The 25,122-nt window shown below is 70.2% G+C and carries 13 protein-coding genes; 3 read left to right on the forward strand and 10 right to left on the reverse strand.

Annotated features, from left to right (window positions below; translation table 11 throughout):
- Positions 1-288: 288 nt before the first annotated feature.
- From B7D75_RS21830 to gspG, 9 genes are all read right to left on the reverse strand, one after another.
- Positions 289-12,834 (reverse strand): filamentous hemagglutinin family protein, encoded by a 12,546-nt coding sequence (locus B7D75_RS21830; RefSeq protein ID WP_107114420.1) that lies wholly within the window; start codon positions 12,832-12,834, stop codon positions 289-291.
- A 197-nt stretch (positions 12,835-13,031) separates the two neighbouring features.
- On the reverse strand, positions 13,032-14,210 hold the full coding sequence (locus B7D75_RS21835; RefSeq protein ID WP_107114421.1) for a substrate-binding domain-containing protein: 1,179 nt from the start codon (positions 14,208-14,210) through the stop codon (positions 13,032-13,034).
- A gap of 442 nt (positions 14,211-14,652) precedes the next feature.
- Positions 14,653-15,867 carry a type II secretion system inner membrane protein GspF gene (gene gspF, locus B7D75_RS21840; RefSeq protein ID WP_033996852.1) on the reverse strand — a complete coding sequence of 405 codons (1,215 nt, stop codon included), beginning with the start codon at positions 15,865-15,867 and terminating at the stop codon, positions 14,653-14,655.
- A complete protein-coding gene (gspE, locus tag B7D75_RS21845; protein ID WP_053817696.1) occupies positions 15,867-17,276 on the reverse strand; it encodes a type II secretion system ATPase GspE in 1,410 nt (469 codons plus the stop codon). The genes gspF and gspE overlap by 1 nt, the downstream gene beginning before the upstream one ends.
- Complete coding sequence (gene gspD, locus B7D75_RS21850; protein WP_107114422.1) at positions 17,273-19,684, reverse strand: type II secretion system secretin GspD; 2,412 nt, start codon at positions 19,682-19,684, stop codon at positions 17,273-17,275. Before gspD ends, gspE begins: the two co-directional genes overlap by 4 nt.
- Positions 19,681-20,247: a type II secretion system protein M gene (locus B7D75_RS21855; RefSeq protein WP_107114423.1), complete on the reverse strand. Its 567-nt coding sequence runs from the start codon at positions 20,245-20,247 to the stop codon at positions 19,681-19,683. The genes gspD and B7D75_RS21855 overlap by 4 nt, the downstream gene beginning before the upstream one ends.
- Complete coding sequence (gene gspL, locus B7D75_RS21860; protein ID WP_161971269.1) at positions 20,240-21,439, reverse strand: type II secretion system protein GspL; 1,200 nt, start codon at positions 21,437-21,439, stop codon at positions 20,240-20,242. The genes B7D75_RS21855 and gspL overlap by 8 nt, the downstream gene beginning before the upstream one ends.
- Positions 21,436-22,401, reverse strand: coding sequence for a type II secretion system minor pseudopilin GspK (gspK, locus tag B7D75_RS21865; protein ID WP_034079101.1), 966 nt, complete (start codon positions 22,399-22,401; stop codon positions 21,436-21,438). Before gspK ends, gspL begins: the two co-directional genes overlap by 4 nt.
- A gap of 7 nt (positions 22,402-22,408) precedes the next feature.
- Entirely contained in the window at positions 22,409-22,858 is a 450-nt protein-coding gene (gene gspG, locus B7D75_RS21870; RefSeq protein ID WP_034079099.1) for a type II secretion system major pseudopilin GspG, read from the reverse strand.
- 229 nt (positions 22,859-23,087) lie between these two features.
- Between gspG and gspI the strand changes: the two genes are divergently transcribed.
- The gene (gspI, locus tag B7D75_RS21875; protein WP_033996842.1) at positions 23,088-23,462 is read left to right on the forward strand and encodes a type II secretion system minor pseudopilin GspI; all 375 of its coding nucleotides are present in this window, start codon (positions 23,088-23,090) and stop codon (positions 23,460-23,462) included.
- Between the two features lie 2 nt (positions 23,463-23,464).
- On the opposite strand, the gene B7D75_RS21880 is transcribed toward gspI, so the two are convergent.
- Complete coding sequence (locus B7D75_RS21880; RefSeq protein WP_034079094.1) at positions 23,465-23,896, reverse strand: type II secretion system protein N; 432 nt, start codon at positions 23,894-23,896, stop codon at positions 23,465-23,467.
- Between the two features lie 147 nt (positions 23,897-24,043).
- On the opposite strand from B7D75_RS21880, the gene gspH reads away from it, so the two are divergent.
- Positions 24,044-24,493 carry a type II secretion system minor pseudopilin GspH gene (gspH, locus tag B7D75_RS21885; RefSeq protein ID WP_033996840.1) on the forward strand — a complete coding sequence of 150 codons (450 nt, stop codon included), beginning with the start codon at positions 24,044-24,046 and terminating at the stop codon, positions 24,491-24,493.
- Positions 24,477-25,118, forward strand: a complete 642-nt coding sequence (locus B7D75_RS21890) for a PulJ/GspJ family protein (protein WP_033996838.1) — start codon at positions 24,477-24,479, stop codon at positions 25,116-25,118. Before gspH ends, B7D75_RS21890 begins: the two co-directional genes overlap by 17 nt.
- The last annotated feature ends 4 nt before the right edge of the window (positions 25,119-25,122 follow it).

The raw sequence follows: 25,122 nt of genomic DNA on the forward strand, positions 1-25,122 counted from the left end.
TCAATGGCGCGCCCTTTTTCAGCAACCGGTTCGCGTAACCCGGAACAGCTCGCTTCCCTTCGTATCCATCCCTGGTCGTCATCGAGGAATTCCGTTTTCGTCATGCACACCTGATTGACGGAAAGGCCGCCGCACCACCGAACTTTTGTCATGAAAACTTCATGCGCCCCCTGGTTCGCCAGCCACCGGCGGGGACGAACGGACGTTCTCCCGAGGATCACGCCCAGCGGCGGTTCCTGCGAAAAAAGAAGCCCTCCGCGGGGAGGGCTTCGGTGGTCCTTCCCGGCCCTACAAGGCCAGGTTGCCGCGCTCCTCGTCGGTCAGTTGGCGACGTGCCTGCTCGCTGAGCGCGCCGGCGCCAAGCACCTGCACGGCGCTGTCCGGGTCGTAGCCCGGCGCGCGGCTGGCGCCGTCGCGCGAAGGCTCCAGTCGCTCGTTGCCGAAGCCCAGCACCTGCACCGTGATCACCGAGGGCATGCGCTGCCGCGCGGTGGCCTGCTGCTGGCGGCTGACATCTTCCGCCGCCTGGCTCGCCGAACTGGCCGCGGCGCTGGCGGAAGTCAACGCGCCGGTGTTCACCGAGGCCACCACCGGGATGCCGCTGGACTGGCCCTGGGTCTGGATGTTCGCCGCGTTGATCACCTGCAGCGCCGCCACGTTGACGTTGCCGGAAACCCGGATGCCGGCCTCGCCGGCGTCGATGGTGCCGAGCGGCGCGATCAGGTCGATGTCGCCCGGCGCCACCTCGGGAATCGGGTTGAGGGTGGCGATGCCGGCGCCGGTGCTGGGCACCTGCGGCGACAGGCTGACATTGCCCCAGGCGTCGTAGACGCGCCGCGGCGGGGTGTACACCACGGTGGTCTTGCTGCCACGCCCGGCGTTGATGTCTCCCTCGGCCGACCAGATCTGGATATCCCCGCCGAACGTGGTCATCACCCGGCTCTGGCCGAGGAGGATGCTGCCCTGGGCATAGGAGCGGATGTTCCCCATGCCCTGGGTCACCACGCCGGCGCTCGACGGCGGCGCCTCGCCCTCGATGCCGAACACCTGTTGTCCACCGGGAGTGAGCAACTGGATGTCGCCACCGAAGTTGGTGTGCACCCCGGCACCACCGTACATGACGATATCGCCGTCGTAACGGATCGGGTTGCCCGCCGGGTCGCGCCCGGGGAATAGCGTGGCGATCGCGTTGCGGCCGCGCAGGTAGCTGCCCTGGCGCACTCCACCGGCCTCGTTGTACTCACGACCAGCGGCCTTGAGTTCGGCGAAGTACAGCTCGCGGGCGAAGATCCGTTGCTGCTCCGCCGGCAGGCCGGCGAGGAAGTCCCGCGCCTGGAGGACGTCGCCGCTGAAGCCATAGCGGCCGGCGAGCCACTCGACCAACTCGTTCTCGTAGGTCCGCACTACCTTGCCGGGCTGTTCCGCCAGAGACACAGCCGCCAATGCAAGGTTATCGGGTTCCAGGTAACGCCGGAGGAAACCGGAATAGTCCGCCTGGCTGGCGCCCGCCTGCAGGACGACGCTGGCGCCGGAACGAGCGTCGCCCGGCGCGACCGGTCCCAGGCTGGTGACCGCCACCTCGTCTTCCATCAGCAGGTTGCGCCCGGCGCTGATTTCCAGGCTGCCCGGCCCGGCGACGTTGAAGTTGCCGTAGAGGATGTCGCGCCCCGCCTGCACCAGCGACACGTCGCTAGCCAGGGTATTGACGAACAGATTGCCGCTGCTGGCGTAGTTCTCCAGCGTGCTCGCGAACCGTCGCTCGATTCCCAGTCCGGTTCCGCTGCTGACGATGTCACGGCCGGCGAGCATGCGTACCGCGCCGTAGCCCTCGTACCGCAACTGGCCGAAACGCGCATCCCCCGGATCGGTGTAACGCAGCAGCCGTCCACTGTCGACGCCGACCAGGTCTCCGCTGAGCGCATGGAAGCGCGACGGTTCCTGCGCCGCTCCCCATTCGCCGGAAACGCTGTTGGCGCCGAAAGCGAACAGCGGGAACAGTTCGAAACTCGCGCGGCTGCCGTCGCTGGCAAGGTTGTCGGCCTGCCGCGCCCCCCCGGTGTAGCCCTGGTAGCTCGGGTTCGACGGCGTGGCCAGGCTGGCGGCACTGGCGCCGGAGCGGCTGATGCTGTAGCCGCCAGCATAGATGGAGTCGCCTGCCAGCAGGTCGAGACGGCCCTGGCTCGACGGCGCCAGGACCAGTGCGGTCATGTCGCTGCGTGTATTGTCGCGCCGTGTCGCATTGCCGTAGTAGAGGCTGCCGGCAAGCGCCACCGCGGATAGCTTGGCGGGGTAGACCAGCGCCGAGTCGGTGACCTGCTCCGGCCTGCCCAGGGAAACCGGGGTCAGGTTGCCTCCCGCCGAGGCCAGGTCGATCGCCGTGCGTTCGCTCCACAGCGAGAAACCGCTCAGCCCGTAGCCATCGACGCCGCCGCTGGTATAGGGCGTGCCGTTCATCAATGGAGCCCGGCCGGGATCGACCACCCCCTGCAGGACCAGGTCACCCAGGCTGTTCAGGCTGAAGGTGGCGTCGCCCGGAACCAGCGTCGGCCCGCCGTTGGCCAGGCCGAGGGTCGCGACGAAAGGATCGTAGGCCCGCCGTTCGCCCGGAACCTGCAGGGAATCCGTACGGCCATAGAGCAGGTCGATACCGCCCAGGCTCGTCGCCCGTACCTGGGCATTGCCCCGCAGATTGATCACCGCGCCGTACAGCGAACTGCCCTGGTCGAAAGGGGTCAACGGATTGAGCGTACCGCCGATGCGCACGTCCATGTCGCCGCCGCCGCTCAGGCTCAACCGGCCATCCTCGCCGACCCGGCCACTGCCGCCCACCGCCAGCACCAGTCCCTGGCTGCGCTGCGACCTCACCTGCGCGACGCTGGACGTACGGGTCTCGATGATACCCGCATCGCCCGCGACCCTCAGGCTCAGGTCGCCACCGCCAAGGGTGCCGATGCCGGTGAAGCCTACCTGCTGGGTGGCGGCGGCAGCCCCCTCACTGCCGGGCCGGCGCGCATAGGTACCGAAGTTGACCCACCAGGCGGTGGCATCGGTCGTACCGGCGGTCGACGCGCTGCCCTGGCGCCAGAGCCAGTTGCCGACAGCGGCCGAATCCTGGCCGGTGTTGGACACGGCACCGGACAGCCGTCCCAGTATGTCGCCACTCAGATCGCCGCCGACCACCAGTGTCAGGTTACCCCCCTGGGTCGGATACCAGGCGCTGTAAAGGCTCTGTTCGCCGCCATCCACCCATTGCTCGTAGCCGCCCAGCGCCGGATCGAGCAGAACGCTGCCGCCATCCCTGGCGCGCGGGAGGTTGTACCTGGCATCGACGAGGCTCGCGGTACCTGCGGTATAGACCCCGAACGGCGAGTCCATGCGCAGGTTGCCAGCGGAGAACAGTTCGAGATCGCCGGTACCGGTGCGCAACACGCTGAAGCGCGAAGCGTAGGGTTCGGCTTCCAGGGCGTAATCGTCTCCGGACGCCGCGCACCAGGTGGGGAAATCGTCACAGAGGGTCGGGTAGCCCAGCGCCTCCGGGTCCAGCGGATCACCCGGCTTGATGCCGGGATCGCCCCAGCCGGCCACACCTTCCTCGGTCCATACCATGCCGCCGGAACTCGCCGCGCACCAGCTCGGGAAATCATCGCAGAGCGTCGGATAGCCCAGCGCTTCCGGGTCCAGCGGGTCGCCGGGCTTGATGCTGGGATCGCCCCAGCCATCGACTCCCTCCTGGGTCCATACCAGTCCGCCGCCCGTCGCCGGTATGCGCCGCATGCCATAGTGCGTATCGGCGAGGCGCATCTGCCCGTGGGAAAGCGGATCGGTCAGCCGCGGATCGGCCGCCTGCAGGTCGGCGCCAGCCACCAGGCGCAAATTCCAGGACTGCGAACCGGCCGTCAGCATCGGCGCAATGGCCCAGTTGCGCGAAACCGCGCCGACCGGGCGCACATCCACCGAGGCGGCGCCATCGGGCAGGCGGATGTCGCTGCCGGCCGGGAGGAAGGCCCCGGCGCGCAATTCCAGTCCGCCTGCCAGGCGCACGCCATCGGCCTCGCCGTTGGCCAGCGTGGCGCGGCCGGGCAACGGCACGCCGCCAGGCCAGCTCATGGCCATCACTGGCGTCGCCAGCGGCAGGCGGCTGCCCGCGCCGAGGCGGGTGCCGGCGGGCAGCTCCAGGGCCTCGCCAAGCAGGCTGCCGGCCGGCTGCAGCAAATTGCCGGCAGCATCCAGGATCGCCCCTTCGAGCACGGTCCCCGCCGGCAGCCACAGCGGCTGGCTGAGCACCGCCTCGACTGGCAGTCGGGTACCGGCGGCCAGGGTCATGGCCTTGATCGGCAGTTCGAAGTTGAGCGTCTTGCCCGCCGGGAAGAAGCTGTCGTCGTCCAGGCGCACGCCGGCCGTCGGCACCACCCGGTCGCCGCCCAGGCGGTCCTGGCCGGAAAGCAGCCGCCAGCCCTGGTCGTCGTCGGTTTCCGGCGGAGGGGCGAAACCGTCGGTGACGCTGCCATAGATGTTCAGGTCGCCGCCGGCGCGGAGTGCCAGCGAACCGGCCTCTCCGGAACCGTAGACCATGGTCTTTGCCGTATGCGGGTTGAGGCTGGCGTAGCGATAGCCCGAGAGGTCCAGATCGCCCTGTACCACCAGGTCGCCGTCGGCCGTGGCGCTGACGATCTCCAGTCCGGGGCGGAGGTGGAACGCGTCGGCGTAGGCGGCATCGTTCAGGCCGGCCAGCTTGCCGTCGAGCAGGGCGGCATTGGCAAGGGCGGCTTGCATGAACAGCTCGTTCTGCTGGTGCTTGCCATCCAGATAGGCCTGGGTGATCTCCTGGTACGCTCGGCCGTTGCTCGCGGGCTGCGCGGCGCTCGGCGCATCGTCGTAGCGTTGCACGGCGTTGAGGGTGATGGTGCGGGCGCCGAGTATCTGCAACGGGCCGCTGGCGTCGACCGCGATGTCGCCCGCCGTCGCCCCGCCCAGGCGTGGCGCGTACAGGTCGAGGCTGCCGCGGGCGACGCCGTCGTTCTGCCCGGCCGCGCCGCCCGGTGCCGCTGCGGTGCCATGGCGCAGGTCGATACGGGCGCCGGCGCCGAGGCTGAGCAATCCGTCTCCGGCATTCAGCTCGATCACCGCGCGGTTCGGCGAATCGATGATCTTGCCGTAGCTGTCCACCCGCAGCCGGCGCCCATGGGCGTCGAGCAGCGCCTCAGCGCCGATGCTCAGGCCCTGCTTGCCGGCCAGGCGGATACTACCGACCTGCTCGCCGCTGGCATCGAGGGCACCGTTCACGCTCAGATGGCCACCGTCCAGCGACACCTCGATCGCCGCGGCCTTCACCTCGCTGCCGATGGTCAGGTCGCCCTGCTTGATCTGGAAACTGCGCGCACCGAATACCTGGCCGGCATTCAGCCTCTGGTTGAGGTCGGCGAACCGGCTGTCTGGCGTACCCTCCCCACCCAGTTGCTGGGCGCGAATCTCGACGCTGCCGGCTGCGTATGGCACCAGGGTGCCACCGGCGTCGTATTCGCCGCTGCTCGCCGCCAGGAGTTGCCCCTGCAGGTCGACCACTCCAGCCTCGCTGCCCAGCGCCACCGCCGTCAGGCTGCCAGCCCGGTTGTTGCTCGCCGACAGGTCGATGCGCGAAGCGCCAGCCTGGCGGATATCGCCGCCACGGCTCAGCAGGTTGACTTCACCGCCCCAGCTGTAGCGGGTCACGTCATCGAAACGGACCGCCCGCCCCGCCAGGTCGAGCTGCGCGCCGGCGCCCAGTTCCAGGTCCTCCCGCGCGGTCAGGCTCAACTTGCCGCTGGGCAGGCCGACGCGAGTGTCCAGCAGCAGGCTCCCGCCTTCCAGGGCCAGCTCGGCGCCCAGGGCGCCATTGGCCAGTTCGAGCGGAGCGGACGTCACGTTGCCCGGCCCCGCGCTGACCCGCAACGAGCCGCCGGCCAGCAGGCTGTTGCGCGAGCCGGCCTCGCCGGTGAGCAGGGGCGTGATCAGGTTGAGGTCGCCGCCGCTGTATGCATAGCCGCTGCCGGCCTGGTACTCGCCCTGGCTCTGGTAGACCGCGAGGCTGCCCTTGTGGTTGGCGGTGATCCGCTCGCTGGCCGCCAGGTTGACCGTGGCGAAGCCCAGCGCCAGGCGCCGGTAGCTGTCGATGGCGCTGGGCTGGCTGAAGGGGCCGTAGCCGAATTCCAGACGCTCGCTGCGGATGTCCAGCGTACCCTGGCCGCTGCCGGCGCCACCGGCGATGACCCCGGCGGGCGGGGTCTGCGCGCCGTTCCAGATCAGGTTGGAGGTCCGGATCGAGGCGACGCTGTCGCTATCGCCATAGCCATAGATCGCCGGAGTGCCCAGTACCAGGCGCGACAGGCGGGAACGGCCGGTCGCCGGATCGTAGGAGTCGAGGCTGACATCACCATAGAAGTTGAACGCGTCGCGGGCGTTCAGCACCAGGGTTTCCAAGGGTGGCGCCCCCTCCGACGCATCGCCCTGCAGCAGGCGATCGAGCAGGCGCTGGTCGAGCGCCAACCCCGTCGGCAGCACGCCACGTTGCGCCAGGCCGGCCAGCAGCGCCTGCTCGCCGACATTGAAGGCGCCCGCCGCCAGGGTCAGGTTACGCGTACCGTAGCGCACGCTGCTGTCGAGCACGAAGCGCTTGTCGGTGGCCGCGACCAGACTGCCCTCGGAATACAACCGGGTTTCGCCAGCCGCTCCGCCGGCAGCGGAAACACCGAGCAGGATGTCGCCGGGGCCGCGATCCGGCGTTCCAGCCTCCGGCGGCAATACATTCAGTACGCCGTTGGAGAGGGCGAGCATGGAACGTCCCCCCGGCGCATACAGGAAACCATCCCGCGCATCGTAGGCCGCTGCCCCTCGTCCCAGGGTGACGATGGCGGCGCCTTGCTCGAGGCTGATCGCCTCCCCCGGCCGGTCGGCCAGGAGGAACACCTCGGGCGCGGCCAGTTCGGCGCCATTGCGCAGGACAATACTTCGTGCGCTATCGGTGATATCGAAGCTGACGTAGTTGCCGCCCTGCCCGTAGAGAACCGTTGGCGTCGAGCCGATCACCAGGCGGGCGGCACCGACGGCGTTGAGATCGTCGGCCCGCAGCGTCACGCCCTGGAAACCCTCGCTGGCCTGCGCGCCGCCGCCGACGATCTCGATCCGCTGGTTGTTACCCGATACCACCAGGCTACCGCCATAGCCGCCGCGGGCGGCCTGGAACAGCCCACGGCCGTCGAACGCCAGCGCGTCGGCGCCGCCCCCGGCGAGCAGGTCGAGGCGCAGGCTGCGCGCATCTTCCGGCAGCATCGGCCGCGGGATACCACGGCGGGCGGCATCGGCCCGAGCGAAGTCGCTGTAGCTCGTCTCGTTGTACTGCGAATGGCGTCGCACCACGTCCGCCGGGGTCAGCAGCACCTGACGGTACAACTGGTCGCGTACCCCGGTCCCGGCCAGGGACAACTGCCCGGCCAGCGACCAGGAGCCGCTGCGCATGAGCTGGGTCGGCAACGCGCGGCCCAGCCCGGCCTGGCCATTGAGTTCGACCCGATACGCCCCGGGCAGCAGGGCATAGGTCGACGGCAGCAGCGTATAGGTTCCCGCCGGCAGGCCGGGCACGCCGCCGCCGATGCTGATCTGCTGGCCGACCAGCGGATCGACGGCACCACGTTCGGCGGCGACCGGCGCGATGCGCTGGACACCGGGCACGATGGCGTAGATCGGATTGTCGGCCAACCCCGGCAGGCTGAAGCGGCCATCCTCGTCGATGCGTACCAGCGGGTTGTAGCGCGCGTCGGTGGAACCGCCGCGCCCGGAGACGAAGCCGGCGCCGAGCAGTTCGCCGCCGCCGGAAAGATCCAGCGTCGCGCCGGGCGCCACCTGCACGGAGAGGCCGCCCAGGTCGAGGCCGGTTTTCAACACCCCCCTGTCGTTGGAGCTACCGCCCACGCCGGTCAGAACGACTTCCTTGCCGGCGTAGCGCCAGGCCTGCCCGTCTACCGTACCGCCGTAGGGCAGCGCCAGACCGGCGCCGCTGACCGAGGTCAGGCTTCCGGGCAACAACTCGACCCTGTTGGTCGTGCCGGCACCGCCATTGCTCTGGCCGATTTCCAGGTAGCCCAGTGGCGCGCGCACGACACCGCCCTGGATGACACTGGCCGCCCCCAGCGACAGGCTGCCGAAAACCGCAAGCGGCTGCTCCGGCGTCGTCGCACCGCTGCGCTCGATGCGCAGGCTGCGCGTCGGGTCGAATGCCGGGGCGGCGCCATCGGCCTGATAGCCGTAGCCGGCGAGAATGCGCGCGCCTGCACCGCTGCCCGGATAGAGCTGGGCGGCGCGAATCAGCACATCGCCAGCGCTGAGCAGCTGGGTGTTGATACGTTCCATGGGTTCGGCGTTCCCCGCCAGCAAGCGCATGTCGCCTGTGCTGGAAAGCTCGACCCGGTCGAAACCGCGCCGGTCGACCACGCGCGTCCCGCCGGTGGCGTCGCGGAAACCGCCGCGCGAACCGAACACCAGGCTGTCGCGGATATCCAGCACCTGCGCGCTGGCCTCGAAGCGCGCCTCGCTGGGCTGCCTGGAGACCTGGGCCAGGCTGGTCGACAGCGGCTGGGTTTCATTGTTCTCCGCCGCTTCGTTGACGAACGCTCCCGCCAGCAGCAATGACGGCGCCGTCAATCTCACCCGGCTGTCGGCGGCGGCTCCTTCGCCGAGACCCAGCGCCCCGCTGTAGAGGCTCAGGCGTTGCGCCAGGGACAGCTCCAGATCGCCGGCGAAGCTCAGCAGCCCGTCACTGAACAAGGTCAGCTCGCCGAACCCGCCGTCCTGCACCTGGCTCGCCGCCAGGCGGCCATGGCCATAAGCGTAGCCGCGCTCTTCCCCGGCGGTATCGCGCTGCTGGGCGACGATCAGCTCGCGCGGGCGCAGCACCTGGTCGGTCGCCAGGCTGGTCAGGTAGTTCGGCGTGGCCAGCGCCACCGACAGGCTGCCGGCGGCGGCACCCTCTCCACCGGAGAAGGCTCGCAGGTCGCCGTCCAGGTACAGGCCATTGGCCGAGGCCAGGGAGATACTGCCGCCAGCGCTGGCGACCCGGGTCTGGCCGACCCCCGGGATGTCCAGCAATGCCTCGGTGCCGGACGCATCCAGCAGGCTTCCCGGACGCAGATCGATGAACAGTTCGGCGGCGGCGGCCTTGCCGCCGGCCTGCTCGACCGTGCCGCCGATGACGATGCTGCCGCCCTCGGCCACCCGGCCGTAGCGCCGTCCCTGGAAATCCAGCGCGGTCGCGGCGCGCGCGGCGACATCGAGCACGCCCTGCTCGCCGACGCGGATGGCCCGCTGGTGGCCGACGCTCTCGAGCGGATCGCGTTGCGGAGCGGGCAGCGCCACGCTACCCAGCTCGATCGAACCGCCCCAAGCGTTCAAGCGACCTTCGATGTTCAACTGGCCGACACCGCGCAGCTCGATGCGCTGGCCGGGGTCGACCTCGAGCAGGCTGCCGCGGGCGATGTCGAGGACGCTGGCGGCTACCTGCCCGGCACCGGTCTGGCGAGTGCCGGCCTGCAGGAACAGGCTGGCGCCGGGACGCTGGAGCAGCTCGCCGCTGGCCGGCCGCTCCTCGTACAGTGGCGCCAGCCAGGGTTCCAGCGCGCGCAGCGGGTCGGCGCCGCTGGCGATGGCCACGGCGTCGTCGCGGAAACGGTACAGCGGGCGCCGCACCTGCACCTGCGTGCCTTCCGTCACCTCCAGGCCTTGCTCGCCGATCACCCGATAGCTGTCGAACCCCCTGTCGAAGAACCCGCTGGCAAGCGCCAGGGTGTCGTCCCGCGCCGTCGCGCCGATGCTCACCCGCGGCGCCTGGATGCTCAGGGTGCCGGCGCCGGCGACACCATGGCCGGCCAGTTCGCCGCCCAGTTGCAGGCGGCCGTCGGTCGCCGCCGCGCCGGTGTTGGCCGACAGCGTCAGGTCGCCACCCTTGCCGCCCACCTGCTTGCCGTCGGCGAGAAGCGCGGCGCCGGAGGACACGTCGATGCGGCTGTCCACACCCAACGACAGGTCACCGCTGCTACGCAGGGAAACCCTTCCGCCATCGAGGTAGGCTCGCTCGGCTTCCACGCCACCGCGCAACAGGTTGCTCCAGAGGCCACGCGCATCCAGCCTGACGCCATCGCCCAGGGTCACGCCGGCACGCTGGCCGACGGCGGGGCCGAGATAGGTATCGAGGCGCTCGCCACGCACCATCTCCACCTGTTCCAGGACGTTGCCCAGGCGCAGGCTGCCAGCGCGCGCGACAAGGTCGGCGTTCACCTCTACCTCGGGAGCGTAGAGCGTGATCTCGCCACCGTTGCCGACTTGCAGGGCATCGCCCACCTCGATCCGCTCGCTCGCAGCCACCCGTACCGCCCCCAGTTCGAAACCGGACAGGCGTTCGCTGTCGAGTTGGAGCGTGCCGCGCTGCTCGTCGGCCAGCGCGGCGTACAGGCCGAGACTCGTCGCCGAGGGTGCGCCGCCATCGGCCAGGCGCACCCGTTGCAGAGTCGGCGCGAGGTTGTACGACACGTTGCCGCTGGCACTTTCGTAACGTGGTGTATAGCTACCCACGATCAGCTCGGCGCCACGCGCCACCGCGTTCTGCGCCTGCCGATAGCCATCCGCCCCCGGCTGCGGCGCGCGCGCCTGGCGCTCGCCCTGGAACACCTTGCCGAGCAGGTCGCCCTCGAGCACCGCCGAAGCGGTGCCGACCACCATGCGGCCGGCGTCGCGTCCGACCATGTAGCCGTTCTCGTAGCGGCTCTGCGGGGCGATCAGCGGATTGTAGAAATAGCGCGTCTGTCCCCAGCGCGGGCTGCTGTCCTCGAAGCCACGATAGATACCCTCGTAGAGCAGGTCGCCGGGGGCGCGGGAAATTTCGTAAAGGCGCCCGTCGCTGCCCTTCAGCCAGGTTTGCCGGATGAGGCCGCCCTGTACGTCGAGGGTGCCGCCGGAGAGGTTGGCCACCGAGCCGGGCTGGCTGACCAGCTCGCCGCCGGTGAAGGTGAGGGTGCCGCCCTGGGCCATCCATTCGCCCGCCGAGTGGTTGCGCGTACCGAGATAGCCGCCCAGCTCCAGCAGGCCGCCGGCGGTATACCAGCGATCGGAGGCATAGCCGTTGCTACCGGCCGGGACCAGCACCAGTTCGCGGGCGTCGACCCAGACATCGTTGCTGGCCAGCCCGCCGCCTTCGCGGTTGACCGGTGCGTCGCGCTGTTCGTTGCCCTGGACGTTGATCCGGATGTTGTTGCTTTCCATTGCCACCTTCACCCCGACGGCGCCGGCGACATCCACCTGCGCGCCGTCGCGCAGCAGGCTCCGGCCCGCGGCGCTGACCGCCACCTGGCCGCCACTGGCCAGGGTCAGCGAGCCCCTCTGGAAATCCACGTTGCCACCGCTGACGATCTCGATCCGTGACTGCTCGCTGCGATCGGTGACCCGGCTGAGGTTGTCGAAACGACCGGTGACGTTGTTGGTCGGCGAGGCACCGTCCAGCGCCTGCTGGGCGGCATCGCGCTGGCTGTCGAGCGCACCGGCGCCACTGGCGTCGACCAGCACCGCGGTGCTGCTGCCCTCGCCCAGGACCACGCTGCCCCTGGTATCGCTGGCCGAATTGAGCAGGTGGATGGTACCGCGCACATCGGTGGAACTGCTGGACAGGACGACCCCCTCCTGCCGTACCTGGCGGCCGGTCAGAGTGATGTCGCCGGTGGAGGCCTGGACCAAGCCCTGGTTGACCACCCGCCCGGCGCTGCTGCCGGCGACCAGCGCGGTGGCCACTTCGTTGCCGCGGGTGGTGGAGCGCAGGTTGCCGTCGGTGCCGACTCCGCGGCGAATGTAGAAGCTATCGCCCGCCGCCAGGGTCGCCTGGCCCTTGGGCGTGACGATCTGCCCGGCGTTCTCCACCTCGCTGCCGAGCAGCAGCACGTAGCCGCCTGCCGCGGTGGAACTGGCCGGATCGGCGCTCTGCAGCAAGGCCCCCCGCTCCACCCGCACCGCTCCGGCGGCGTCGGTGAAGCTCGGCTGACTGCCGTTGGCATCGAAGTACAGCCCGCGCTCGCGGAACTGGCTGTCGCTGATATTGGCCGCCGCGGCCACCAGGTTGCGGACATTGACCTGGCTGCTGCCGCTGAACACCACACCGTTGCGGTTGGCCACCATCACCGTGCCGCCCGCCTCGATCCGGCCCTGGATCTGGCTCGGCCGGGCGCTCGGGTCGTTGACCCGGTTGAGCACCGCCCAGTTGCTCTGCTGGTCGAAACGCAGGGTGGTCTGCCGGCCGATGTTGAAGGTTTCCCAGTTGAGGATCGCGCGATCGGCGGTCTGCTCCACCGTCACCGTGGTACGCCCGCCATCTTGCGACTGCACCGGCGCCTTGGCGTTCTGCCAGGCCTGTTCGAACGGCAGGGATGCGTCCACCTTCAGGCCGCCCTCGCCCAGGCCGTCCGGGATATTCGTCGGCGCCGCCAGCGCGGCCTGGCGTCCCGCCGCCTGGGCGGCCTGCTGCGCGGCGATCGCCGCCACGGTGTTGTTGAGGTTCTGCAACGAACGCTGCAACTGCTGGTTGACCTTCTGCTGCTGGGCCAGCGGCGGTGGCGTCATGCCCGGTAGCGGCGCGCCCGGACGCGCGACTCCAGCGCTCTGCTGGGCGCCCTTGGCGGCGAACCAGGCCGCGCTGAACGGCTGGGAAGCCTGGGCGCCACCGGCAACCATGAGCAGGGCGATGACCTGTGCCAGCGGTTTCAGCCGCGGCAGGCCGCTATCGAGCGAAACGACGGATGACGAAGGGGCGGACGGGCGAGACGGCATGACGCGGGATTCCTTGGGCCTGTTCAACTCGACGCGCCGGTTCGCCAACGCGCACTCCTGATGGGAAGACGGCCGGCGACGGGGTGGGCCGAAGTCTTGTCACGGAAAGTTCATGGGAAGCGGTTATGCGCCGGAAAAAGAAACCGGCAGTGCTTGCGCACCACCGGTCCCGGGTATCGCCTTTAGGCGGGAACGTCTCAGAGCGGACGGCCGATGCCGTTGCAGACGTTGGCGTGGCCGATGTACAGGTTGTTGGTGGAAGTCAGGAACGACTGGCGCACCGCGAGCTTCCAGGAAGCCGGCAGCGGTACGAAGCGATGGTTGGTGATCGCGGCGTCGTTGTTGACGCTGGCGCCGTAGTGACGGGTGAAGAAGTCGCGCACCTGCTGGGTCTGGGTGGCGTCCGCGTAGCACTGGCTGAAGATCAGGTTGGTGAAGCCGAGGATCGGGTAGCCGGTGGTGGGGTACGGACGTACGCTCGGATCGGTCGCGCTGGCGGTGGCGGCGAAGACCGGCACCCAGTTGTTCGGATTGGAGCGTTGGGCGGTGGTCGGCGGGGTGACGGCGCCGATGGCGGCCGAGACGTTGGCCGGAGCCGGCGATACGCCGCGAATCTGGGCGACCTTGGTGGCATCGTCGAGACCGGCCAGGGTCGGCGCGGCGAAGTCCGGGCTCATGTAGGTGATGCGGCCCTCGGCGGCGTTGAGCGCGTTCATCACGGCCTGGCTGCCCTGGGCCGAGACGGCGCCGGACGGCAGGCCGCCGGAGAAGCTGCTGCCGAAGCTGGTGGTGATGGCGAAGGTACCGCCCTCGGTAGCGCTGGAGCAGGAAGCGTTGAGGAAGCGGGTGAACAGCTCGGTGGTGCCGCTGCTTTCCGAACGGTAGACCACGGTGATGGCGCCAGTGCGGCCCGAGCCGGGGATCTGGCTCCAGTTGGTCAGGCGGCCGGAGAACACGCCGCAGAGGGTGTTCACGTCGGCGAAGTTGACGGCGTTGCTGCCTGCCTTGTTGAACGGAATGGCGACCGAGGTGGCGACCGAGGGAACCTGGATCAGCGGACCCCAGGCAGTGCCATGGGCGGCCAGGTAGGGGCTGGTTTCGCTGGTGGGGTTCAGCTTGGAGTCGCTACCGGCCCAGTGCACGTTCTTGCCGGTGGTGCCGGCGACGAACTTGGTGTAGTCGTTGTTCAGGAAGGCAGCCTTGCCGTTGCCGCTGCCGACGCCGATGTAGGCGGCGAAGCCGGCGGTCAGGACGCCGGGCTCCTGGTACAGCTGCTGCGGCAGGGTAGCACCGCCGCCATTGACGGCGGCCATGGCCTGGGCGGATACGAGGGCGGCCACGCTCAGCGAGGCAGCGATCAGAGAGCGCTTGAACATGAAGAATCTCCTTTCATCGTGGTGTTGGTACGTTGAGAAGTCGTCTTGCATGAGGCGGCGCCGTGCTTGCCGGGCTTTGCATCCCTAGCCGGTCGAAGGGGCCGCTGGGGTTAAAACTCGCAAGTTCCGGTGACAGATCGGGGAAAAAATCTCGGGAGCATCGAATTGTTTTCAGGCCCTTTCCTCGGGTGTTCGAAGGCTCTGCGCCGGGCGTTTTCGCCAGGCGCGCAATGCCTTCGGAGCCTGCCCCGGCGGGTGGCCCGCGGCGGCCCTGGCGCGCCCGCGGGGCAACCTCGCTGAAACATGCACCCGAGCCCTGGCACGGGGCCATACGGGTTGATGACAGCCAGAGGAAGGCCTGCCTGCCCTCGGCCCTCCCGCTGGCCGGGCAACGCCAGCGGCGTTATCCGCCCGACACGGCAGTGGATCGTCCAGGCACCGGCTACTGGACCAGTTGGTTCATCTCGATGATCGGCATCAGCACCGCCATCACGATCATCAGCACCACGCCGCCCATGACCACGATCATCAGCGGTTCGAGCAGCGCGGTCATGCCCATGGCGCGGCGCTCGATGTCGCGCGACAGGGTCTGCGCCGCGCGGTCGAGCATCGGTGGCAGCGCACCGGTCTTCTCGCCGCTGGCGATCAGGTGGGTGAGGATCGGCGGGAATACCTGCCGCGCGCGCAGCGCCGAGGCCAGCGAGACGCCCTCGCGGACCTGCGCGGTGGCCTCCTCCACCGCTCGCGCCAGGCAGTCGTTGGCCAGGGTCTGGCGCGCCGCGTCGAGCGCGCGCAGCAGCGGCACGCCGGCGCTGCCGAGGATCGCCAGGGTGGAGGCGAAGCGCGCGGTATTCACCCCGAGCACGAAGCGGCCGACCAGGGGCAGGCGCAGCACCCGGCGATGCCAGTCGAGCCGCGCCTGCGGGTTGCGCAGGTACAGGCGCCAGCCCCAGAAACCACCGCCGAGGGCTCCCGCGCAGAGCCAGCCCCAGGCGCGCACGAAGTCGCTGGCCTGGAGCATCACCCGGGTCAGCGCCGGCAGGTCCTGGCGCGCCTGGGAAAAGGCGCTGACCACCTGCGGCACCACGTAGCCGAGGAGGAAGATGACGATACCGATGGAAACCACGCCGACCACCGCCGGATAGATGAACGCGGTGAGGATCTTGCCGCGCAAGGCGTTGCGTTCCTCGATGTAGTCGGCCAGGCGCTCCATTACCTGGGCCAGGTCGCCGGACTCCTCGCCCGCCGCCACCAGCGCCCGGTAGATTTCCGGAAAGTCGCGCGGCCGCGCGGCGAGGGCGTCGGCCAGGCGCATGCCACCGCGCACGTCGCTGCGCACGGCGCCGAGGGTCTGTGCAATATGCTTGCGCTCGGCCTGGTCGAGGGTCGCGCTCAGCGCCGCTTCCAGCGGCAGGCTGGCGGCCAGCAGGCTGGCCAGCTGGCGGGTGGCCCAGGCCAGGTCGCCGTCGGACAGGCGCGGTGCGAACAGAGCGACGCCACCCTGTCCGCCGCCGGCGCCGGCCTGCTCGCGGACCTCCAGCGGAGTCAGGCCGCGGGCGCGCAGCTGGCCGAGGGCGCCGCGCGGGCTGTCCGCCTCCAGGGTCCCGGTCTCGATCCGCCCCTGGGCGTCGGCGGCTTCGTAGCGGAAGGTCTGCATCAGGCGTCCCGGGTCACGCGGAGGATTTCCTCCAGGGTGGTGGCGCCGCTGGCGATCCAGCGCTCGCCGTCCTCGCGCATGCTGCGCATGCCGGCGGCGCGGGCGGCTTCGCGGAGATCCTGCTCGGCGCGGCCCTGGTGGACCAGGCGGCGGATCTCGTCGTCGATCACGAACAGCTCGTGGATGCCGGTGCGCCCGCTGTAGCCGGTGTGGTTGCAGGCCGGGCAGCCGACCGCGCGCCAACCGCCGTCCTCTTCGAACCGGCAGTGCGTGCACAGGCGCCGCACCAGGCGCTGGGCGAGCACGCCGAGCATCGACGAGGCGAGCAGGAATGGCTCGACGCCCATGTCCACCAGCCGGGTCACCGCCGACACCGCGTCGTTGGTGTGCAGCGTGGCCAGCACCAGGTGCCCGGTGAGCGAGGCCTGCACGGCGATCTGCGCGGTCTCCAGGTCGCGGATCTCGCCGATCATGATGATGTCCGGGTCCTGCCGGAGGATCGCCCGCAGGGCCACGGCGAAGGTCATGTCGATGCGCGCGTTGACCTGGATCTGGCTGATCCCGGGCAGGTCGTACTCCACCGGATCCTCGACGGTGAGGATGTTGCTGGTGCTGGCGTCGAGCCGCGCCAGGGCGGCGTAGAGGGTGGTGGTCTTGCCGCTGCCGGTGGGCCCGGTGACCAGCACGATGCCGTGCGGCTGGCGGATCAGCTGGTCCAGCGGCGCCAGCACCCCCGGGGCCATGCCCAGGGTCTCCAGCTTCAGGCGCCCGGCCTGCTTGTCCAGCAGACGCATCACCACCCGCTCGCCATGCCCGGTGGGTACGGTGGAGACGCGGATGTCGATCGGTCGCCCGGCCACCCGCAGGGCGATGCGGCCGTCCTGGGGCAGGCGTTTCTCGGCGATGTCCAGCTGCGCCATGATCTTGATCCGCGATACCAGCGCCGCGTGCAGCGCCTTGCGCGGCGCGACCACGTCGCGCAGGGCGCCGTCGACGCGGTAGCGCACCACCGAATGGGTCTCGAAGGGCTCGATGTGGATGTCGCTGGCCTCGTCGCGCGCGGCCTGGGTCAGCAGCGCGTTGATCATGCGGATCACCGGCGCGCCGTCCTGGGTGTCGAGCAGGTCGGTGACCTCGGGGATGTCGTCCAGCAGGCGGTCGAGGTCGACCTCGCTCTCCGCCGCGCCGACCACCGCCGCGGCGCTACCGGTGTCGGAATAGGCGCTGGCCAGCAGGGTGTCGAGTTCGTCGTCGCGGACGCTCTCGAGACTGGCCACGGCATGCCGCTGGCGCACCTCGCTGATCGCCCAGCCGGGCGTGCGCGGACTGACCAGCAGGGTCGCGCCGTCGGCACCCGGCCGCAGCAGGGCGCGCTGCGCCTTGGCCCAGGCGTAGGGCAGCAGGCTCACAGCGGCGCCGCCTCGTCCAGCGGCACCGCACGCAACGGCCGCGGGGTCGGGCGCAGGTCGTAGGCGGCCTGCGGGATGCCCTGCTCCGCCGGCGGCAGTACCGGCGCCTGCATGTCGCCGACGCTCCAGTCATGGCGCGGCTGTATGCGTTGCTGGGCGCGGCGGATGAAGTCGTAGCGGTTGAGGGTGATGCTGCGCCCGGCGGCGGCGTCGCGGACGATATAGGGACGCAGGAACACCATCAGGTTGGTCTTGGTCCGCGAGCGCTTCTGGTAGCGGAACAGCGAGCCGACGCCGGGCAGACTGGAGAGACCCGGGACACCGTCGGTGTTGTCCTGCACGTTGTCCTGCAGGAGGCCGCCGAGGACCATGATCTGGCCGTCGTCGAGAAGGATGCTGGTGTCGATCGCGCGCTTGTTGGTGACCACCCCGGCGGCGGTACTGGCGCGCTCGTCGACGCTGCTGACTTCCTGGTAGACGTCGAGCTTCACCGTGCCACCTTCGGAAATCTGCGGACGGATGTTCAGCTTCAGGCCGACGTCCTCGCGCTGGATGGTCTGGAACGGGTTGTTGCTGGTACCGCCGCCGTCGGTGACGTACTGGCCGCTGACGAAGGGTATGGTCTGGCCGACCATGATGCTCGCCGACTCGTTGTCCAGGGTCAGCAGGTTCGGGGTCGACAGCACGTTGGTGCCGCCGCGGCTCTTCAGCGCCCGGGCGAGCACCTTGAGGTCGAGGATCTTGCCGATCCCGGGGATGTCCACGGTGCCATCCACCAGGCCGATGTTGAGGCCCTTGGGCAGCACGTCGATGCTGTTCTTGGCGGCCGTGTTCAGCGCCGACTGGCCGAAGTTGACCCCGCCGATCACGCCATTGCCGCCGAGGTTGCCGGCCTGCCACTGGATGCCGAACTCGCTGGAATCGTCCTCGCTGACCTCGACGATCAGGCTTTCGATCACCACCTGGGCGCGGCGCTGGTCGAGCAGGTCGATGACTTCGCGGAGGTTGCGGTACAGCGGCTCAGGCGCGGAGATCAGCAGGGTATTGGTGGTGGCGTCGGCCTGCACGGTGACCCCGCCGGCGGAGAACGCCGAGTTCTCCTCGCCCATCGCACCGGGTCCGCCGCCGCCCTGGCCGCTGCCCATCGCGCCATAGGCGCCGCCGCTGCGGTTGCTGCCGCCCAACCCGCTGGAACCGCTGCCCGTGGTATTACCGCTGGTTCCCAGGCCCTGGCTACCAGTACCGCTGTTGCCGCCACCGAGCATGCCGCCGCCGCTCAGGCGCGCGCGCTGCTGGTCGCCCTCGTTGCCCTCGCCGCCGCTGTCGCCGGTGATCAGCCCGCGCAGGGCCTGGGCCAGGCGGGTCGCCTGGGCGTTGCGCAGGTACACCACGTGGAGGTTGCCGGGGTTGCTCTGCACGCTGTCGAGCTTGCCGATCAGCTCGCGCGCCAGCTGCGTGCGCTCCGGGCTCGGCGAGCGGATCACGATGCTGTTGGAGCGTGGATCGGCGAGCACCACGGTCTTCTGGCCCTGCTCGGCGCCACCGCTGCCCTGGTTGTCGAGCAGTTCGGAGACGGTGCTGGCGATGTCCACCGCGATGCCGTTCTGGATCGGCACCACATCGGTGTCGCTGGCGCTGGGGGTGTCGATGCTGGCGATGATCCCGGCGACCCGGTCGAGGTTTTCCGCGTAGTCGGTGACCACCACGGTGTTGTTGCCCGGATAGGCGTTGATCGGATTGTTCTGCGCGACGATCGGGCGCAGCACCGGGATCAGGTTCACCGCGTTCTCGTAGCGCAGGCGGAAGGTCCGCGTGACCATCCCGTTGGCCGCCGGCCGGTCGGCGCCGTAGACCGGCCCGCCGAGCAGCTTGGCGTCGGCCTCCGGCACCACCTGGCTGACGCCGTCGACGTCGACCACGCTGAAGCCCTGCATGCGCAGGGCGCTGGTGAGCATCCGGTAGGCGGTGCGCGCCGGCACCTGACCTTCGGAGACCAGGGTCAGCTTGCCTTTCACCCGCGGGTCGACCAGGAACTGCCGGCCGGTGGCGCGCGATAGCGCGCGCACCACCGCTTCCACCTCGGTATCGACGAAATTCAGGCTGACCGGCTGCTCGCCGAGTTCGGCCGGAGCCGCCGGGGCCGGAGCGCCGCCGCTGGAACGCGGCCCGCCGCGCCCGGCGCCCAGCGCGCGGCGGGCCTGCTCGGCCTGGGGTCGCCGAGCGACATCGGCGCTGCGCAACGGCGCGCCGGAGCGGACACTGCTCAGCGGCCGGCCGATTTCCTCGTCGGCCGGCGGCACGCCGGGAAGCTTCGGCGTCTCGCTGCACGCCGCGACCAGCAGCGCGCCCAGCGCCACGCCCAGTACAGGCCAACGACGCCGGGCAGGATGTAAAGCTGTTTGCCTCATGGGGAATCCTTGGGAGCGGAAGTCGACTGCAAATGGATCGAGGCGGACACCAGCCCGCCGGCTTGCTCCTCGGCGGGCGCTTCGAGGCGCGTCACCCGTGCCTGGTCGACGCTCAGTCGCAATGCTGTCGGGCTGCGCGCCAGCCAGCGCAGCAAGGCCTCGCCGGAAGCGCTGGCGAAGTCCAGTTGCCACTGGCCGGGGCCCATCGCCTCCAACTGGAAACCATCCAGGCCCTGGTCGCGCAGGCTGCGGCCGATCGCCTGGGCATCCGCCGTACCATCCAGGAGCGGGCCGCGCAGCGCCTCGACTTCGCCCAGCACAGCGTCCACCGCCGCCGCCTGCGAACGCAGGCGGGGCAGCTCGGCCTGCCAGTGCTCGATGCGCGCCAGCGGCGGCTCGACGAAGAGTTGCCAGGTCAGCGCCAGGCCCAGCGCCAGGCCACCGCCGGCGACGGTCCTGCGTTCGCGCGGAGCCAGTTGCCGCCAGTAGGCCCGCGCCCGCCGCAGCAGGGGATTCCAGCGCTGCGCCGGAGCCGTCAGGAAGCCCGCCAGGCGCCTATTCATCGCCGGCCACCCCGGTATCGCCACCATCCGCCGCGCCCGGCGCCAGCGGCGTTTCCGCGGCACGCACCTGCCAGCCCCCGTCGGAGACGTCGGCCTGCAGGCCATGCTTGCCCAACTCTCCCTGCCAGGTGGCGGCATCGGTGATGGCGGGCCCCGGCAACAGGGCCAGGTCCAGTTCGCCGTCGCGGTAGTCCAGGCGCTGCAGGCGCCCGGCGAGGAACGGCATCGCCTCGCCGGTGCCATGCAGCAGCGCGGCCAGTCCCGGCGCGGCATCGCCATCGGCCTTGCCGGCCAGGTAGGCGTCGCGGCGCTCGCGAGCCTGGCGCAGCGGATCGAGCACCACCGGCAGTTCGGGAAACGCCTGCTGTACGCGCTGGATACCCTGCCGCTGCAGGGCCTGACCCTGCCCCGCCAGTTGCCCGGCATACAGGTTCAGGCCGGCGACCCACACCAGCAGGGCGAGGACGGCGCAGGTCAGGGGGAGCTTCCAGGTGCCACGACCGGCACCCGCCATCGGCTGTTTCAGCGCGAGTCCCCAGGGGCAGGCGGGCCCGCTCCAGCGCAACGCCTCGTCCAGCGCCTCGGTCCGCGCCAGGGTGGCGCAGCTCCACGTTGGCCGTTCGCCCAGCCAGTACAGGCGCAAATCCTCCGGCAACTCGCCCAGCCCTTGTTCCGGCAACGGATGGACCGCGGCATCGGTCAGCGAGCGGCGCAGCAGGAGATGGCCATCCCACTCGCCGGCCACCCAGCCGTCTTCGCGCAACGGCAGCAGGAACGGCGCGGCCTGCACCTGTCGCACATCGAGCCGCAGGCGCTGCAGGGCCTGCTCCAGCGGAGCCAGGGCCGACGCCTCCAGCCAGCCCAGGGTCAGGCCCCCGTCGGCGCCGCGCGGCCCATGGGCCAGGCGCAGTTGCGCCGGATCGCCGAGGACCAGCGCCTCGGCCGCGCAGTTCACCGCGGCGGCGAGCTTCGCCGCGGGCAGCGCCGGCAGCTCGAGAGCAGCCAGGCGGCAATCGCGCGGATGCAGGTAGAGTTCCACGGGCAGGCCCTGGCGCCGCTGCGCCAGCTCCCCGAGAGACAGTTGGCAACGCTCCAGGAGCACTCCTCGCGCATCCAGGCGCAGGCAATCCAGCGACGCCGCCTCGGCGAACTCGGCCAGCGGCGGCAGCAGGCAACGCCAGGCGGCCTTCACGGGCCCACCCTCAGCCAGTTCACCGTGGTGCGCTCGCCGGCCTGCCGCTGCAGCAGGGCCTGCAGACGCACCTGTTGCTGCTCGCGCTGGGCGTAGGCATCGAGCAGGAACCAGTCGCTGGTGATCCCGACCTTCACCGACTGCGCCTGCAACTGCGGCATGTTCAGGCGGTTGACGAAGTCGCCGCGGTTTAGGAACCAGCGGCCCTGGTCGCGCTCGCCGACCACCCGCCGCGCCTGCTCCAGGCCGAGCCCGGGAACGCAGGCGGCGAGCACTTCGGCACGCGCGGTGTTGCCGTTGACCCAGGTGCTTTCGGGCAGGATGGTGACGTAGGGCCGCAACCGCTCCAGGGTCGCCGCCGGAATCCCCAGCCGCGCCAGATCGTCGAACCGCCGGAGCGGCGGTCGGCGTGCCGCAAGCGCTCGCCGCGCGGCGCCCGGCGAGGTTTCGCGAGCGCTGTCGAAACCCGGGGGGCGCGTATCGGCCAATGGCGCCTCGGCGGGTAGCCGCGCATAGGAGGCGAGCACTCGCTCGACGATCAGCCGCGCGTCCTCCGGGCGCACGCCGAGCAGCCCGGCGAGGCGTTCGAAATTGGCCTGTTCCTGCGCATCGGGACGCTGGTCGACCAACAGGTTGCGCAGGTTGAACTTGCCCTGTTCATCTTCCATCCGGCCGTTGAACAGCAACTCGGCGTCGCTCAGGCGCAGATCGCGCATCGGTCGCGCCCAACGCTGGTCGAGGCGGGTCAGCGGGTCGCGGCGGCTGTCCTCGAGCAGCAGCTGGCGACTCCACTCCAGGCCGCCGCGCAGCATCCAGCTGGCGCGGATGCGCAGTTGCTCGCTCTCCAGACCGCGGATATACGCACCCTGGCGGGCGATCAGGCCGGCGGCGATGACCGCGACCACGGTGACGATCAGCAGCGCGCTGATGATCGCCATGCCGCGCTGGTGACGGCCGTTCATGGCGCGCTCAGAGCTGCCAGGAGCCGATGTCGGCGTTGATGCCCTCGCCGCCCGGCTGGCCGTCGGCGCCGAGGGAGAAGACATCGATCTCGCCGTTCACGCCCGGGTTCAGGTACTGGTAGGGCTTGCCCCAGGGATCGTTGGGCAGGCGCTCCAGGTACGAGCGCCAGTTGCTCGCCGAAACATCGGCGGGACGTTCCGCCAGCACCTTGAGGCCCTGCGCCTGGCTCGGATAGCGCCCCTGGTCGAGGCGGTAGAGCTTGAGCGCCTGCATCAGTCCGGAAATGTCCTGGCGCGCCGCGGTGGCGCGGGCCTGGTCGGGCCGGTCGAGCACCTTGGGTACCACCATCGCGGCGAGGATGCCGAGGATCACCACCACCACCATGATCTCGATCAGGGTGAAGCCCCGTTGTCCCCGACGTCCTTTCGGGCTGGAGCTGAACTGCACGACATCCATCTCGACACTCCTCGGCATGGTTCGATTCGCCGCGGATTGTTTCAGGAAGATATGTCAACGATATTGAAAATCCTCGGGTGCGCACCTCTCCCGCAGGGGCGCGGAAGGCCCTGGAACAGGGCTCTCCGGCAGGTCTTGGAAGGCCCGCCGGGGGAGCCCTCCCGAGCTTTTGTCAGGTATCGGTCAGATTCCCCGGCTAGCCTGGAAGCCCTCCTTTCGCCGACCCGCGATGCCCATGCCCTCTTCTTCCCGCGGTTTCACCCTGATCGAGGTGCTGGTGGCCCTGGCCATCGTCGCCATCGCCCTGGCCGCAGCGATCCGCGCGGTGGGCCTGATGACCGATGGCAACGGCCTGCTGCGCGACAAGTCGCTGGCCCTGCTGACGGCGCAAAGCCGTCTCGCCGAACTGCGCCTGGATGGGGCCGTGCGTCCCGGCGAGAGCGCTTTCGAATGCTCCCAGGGGCGCCTGCGGCTGTACTGCGAGCAGCGCGTCCAGGCCACCGCCGACCCGGCCCTGCTGTGGGTGGAGATCCGCGTGCGCGCGCAGCGCGAACAGGCCGTCCCGCTGGCACGCCTGAATACCCTGCTGAGCCGCGTGCCCTGATGTCAGCCGCGCTTGAGGGTGGCCAGTGGCGGCGGCTCGGCGAGCCGCGGCATGACCACCCGGCGAACCTCGCCGTTCTGCTCGATGAGCACCGCGTCGGCCTCGATCCGCCGTACCTTCGCCGCACGCCCCAGCGCCTCGCCCTCGCGGTAGGCCTGGAGTGGCGCGCCATTCACCGAAAGGATGGCGATCGCCGCCGGCCCCCCACCGATCAGCCCGGCCAGGGACACCTCGATCTCGCTGGAAGGTGCCGCGAACCAGCGCTGCGCGGGCTCCTCGCTGGACACTGGCGGAGCGGCGCCGACTTCGGCCTGGACCACGCCGGGAATCGGCGCCAGCAGCAGGTAGCCCCAGAACAGCAGGCCGGCGAGAAGCGCCAGAACGGCGGCGAGCTGGACCAGGCGGGGCGGGTCGATACGGGGTATGGCCGGCATGGCGGGACACTCCTGGAGAATGAACGGCGGGCACCGCGAACGGCGCCTCGGAACCAGCCTAGCGCCGAATTCTCTCCGTTATGTTTCACACGCCGATCATCTTCGTCGGGCAGCCTGGAGCCTTCTATCCCTGCGAAGAGGCATGTGGTGGCGGGTTCCCGGCAAGGCGGCTTCACCCTGATCGAACTGATGGTGGTGCTGGTGATCGTCGGCATCGCCACGGCGGCCATCAGCCTGAGCACTCGTCCCGATCCGACCCGGTTGTTGCGCCAGGACGCCGCGCGCCTGGCGCAATTGCTGGAGATCGCCCAGGGCGAGGCGCGGTTGCGCGGCACGCCGATCCTCTGGCAGGCCAACGCAAAGGGCTACCGCTTCAGTCCGCAGGCGTATCGCGGCAAGGCCGACGCCTTCGCCGCCGACGCCCAGTTGCGCGCGCGCCACTGGCAGGCCGCGCCGCTGCAGGTCAGCGTGCGCCCGTCGCGACCGGTACTGCTGGATGCCGAATGGATCGGCGCGCCGTTGCTCATCACCCTTTCCGATGGACAGCACAGCGTCACCGTGCGGCGCGAGGCGAACGGCCATGTGCGGGTGCGCTGAGCGCGCCTCGGCAGCGCGCCGGCAAGGCGGCTTCACGCTCATCGAGGTGATGGTCGCGATCATGCTCATGGCCATCGTCAGCCTGATGGCCTGGCGCGGCCTGGACAGCATCACCCGGGCCAGCGCGCACCTGGAGGCGACTACCGAGCAGAGCGCCGCGCTGCTCCGCGCGCTGAACCAGCTGGAACGCGACATCGCCCTGCACGCCCCCAGCCGGGAAGAACCCTCCCCCATCGATGGCGAGGAGCCTGCGCAGCCGCGCGACCGGCTGCCGCCTGGTCTCGAACTCAAGCGGCTCGGCGAAATCCCGCTGCGCCTGGACATCGTCCGCGCCAGCGCCGAACCCGGCGCGCCGCTGCAACGAGTGCGCTGGTGGCGCCAGGGCAAGATCCTCTACCGCGCCGCCTCGCCCAGCGGCGATCGCTTGCCGCTGCCGGCGCTGGCGGAGCGGGTGGCGGTGCTGGAGGACGTGACCCGCTTCGAGATCCGCGCCTGGGTGCCGGGCAAGGGCTGGACGCGCCTGCCGGCGCGCGGCAAGGTGCGCGCCAGCGGGCTGGAGATCAGCCTGGCGCGGGTCACCGGCAATGGCGTGGAGCGTTACCGGCGGGTGGTGGCTTTGCCGTGAGCCG

It is taken from the genome of Pseudomonas paraeruginosa (assembly GCF_003025345.2).
Taxonomy (GTDB): Bacteria; Pseudomonadota; Gammaproteobacteria; order Pseudomonadales; family Pseudomonadaceae; genus Pseudomonas; species Pseudomonas paraeruginosa.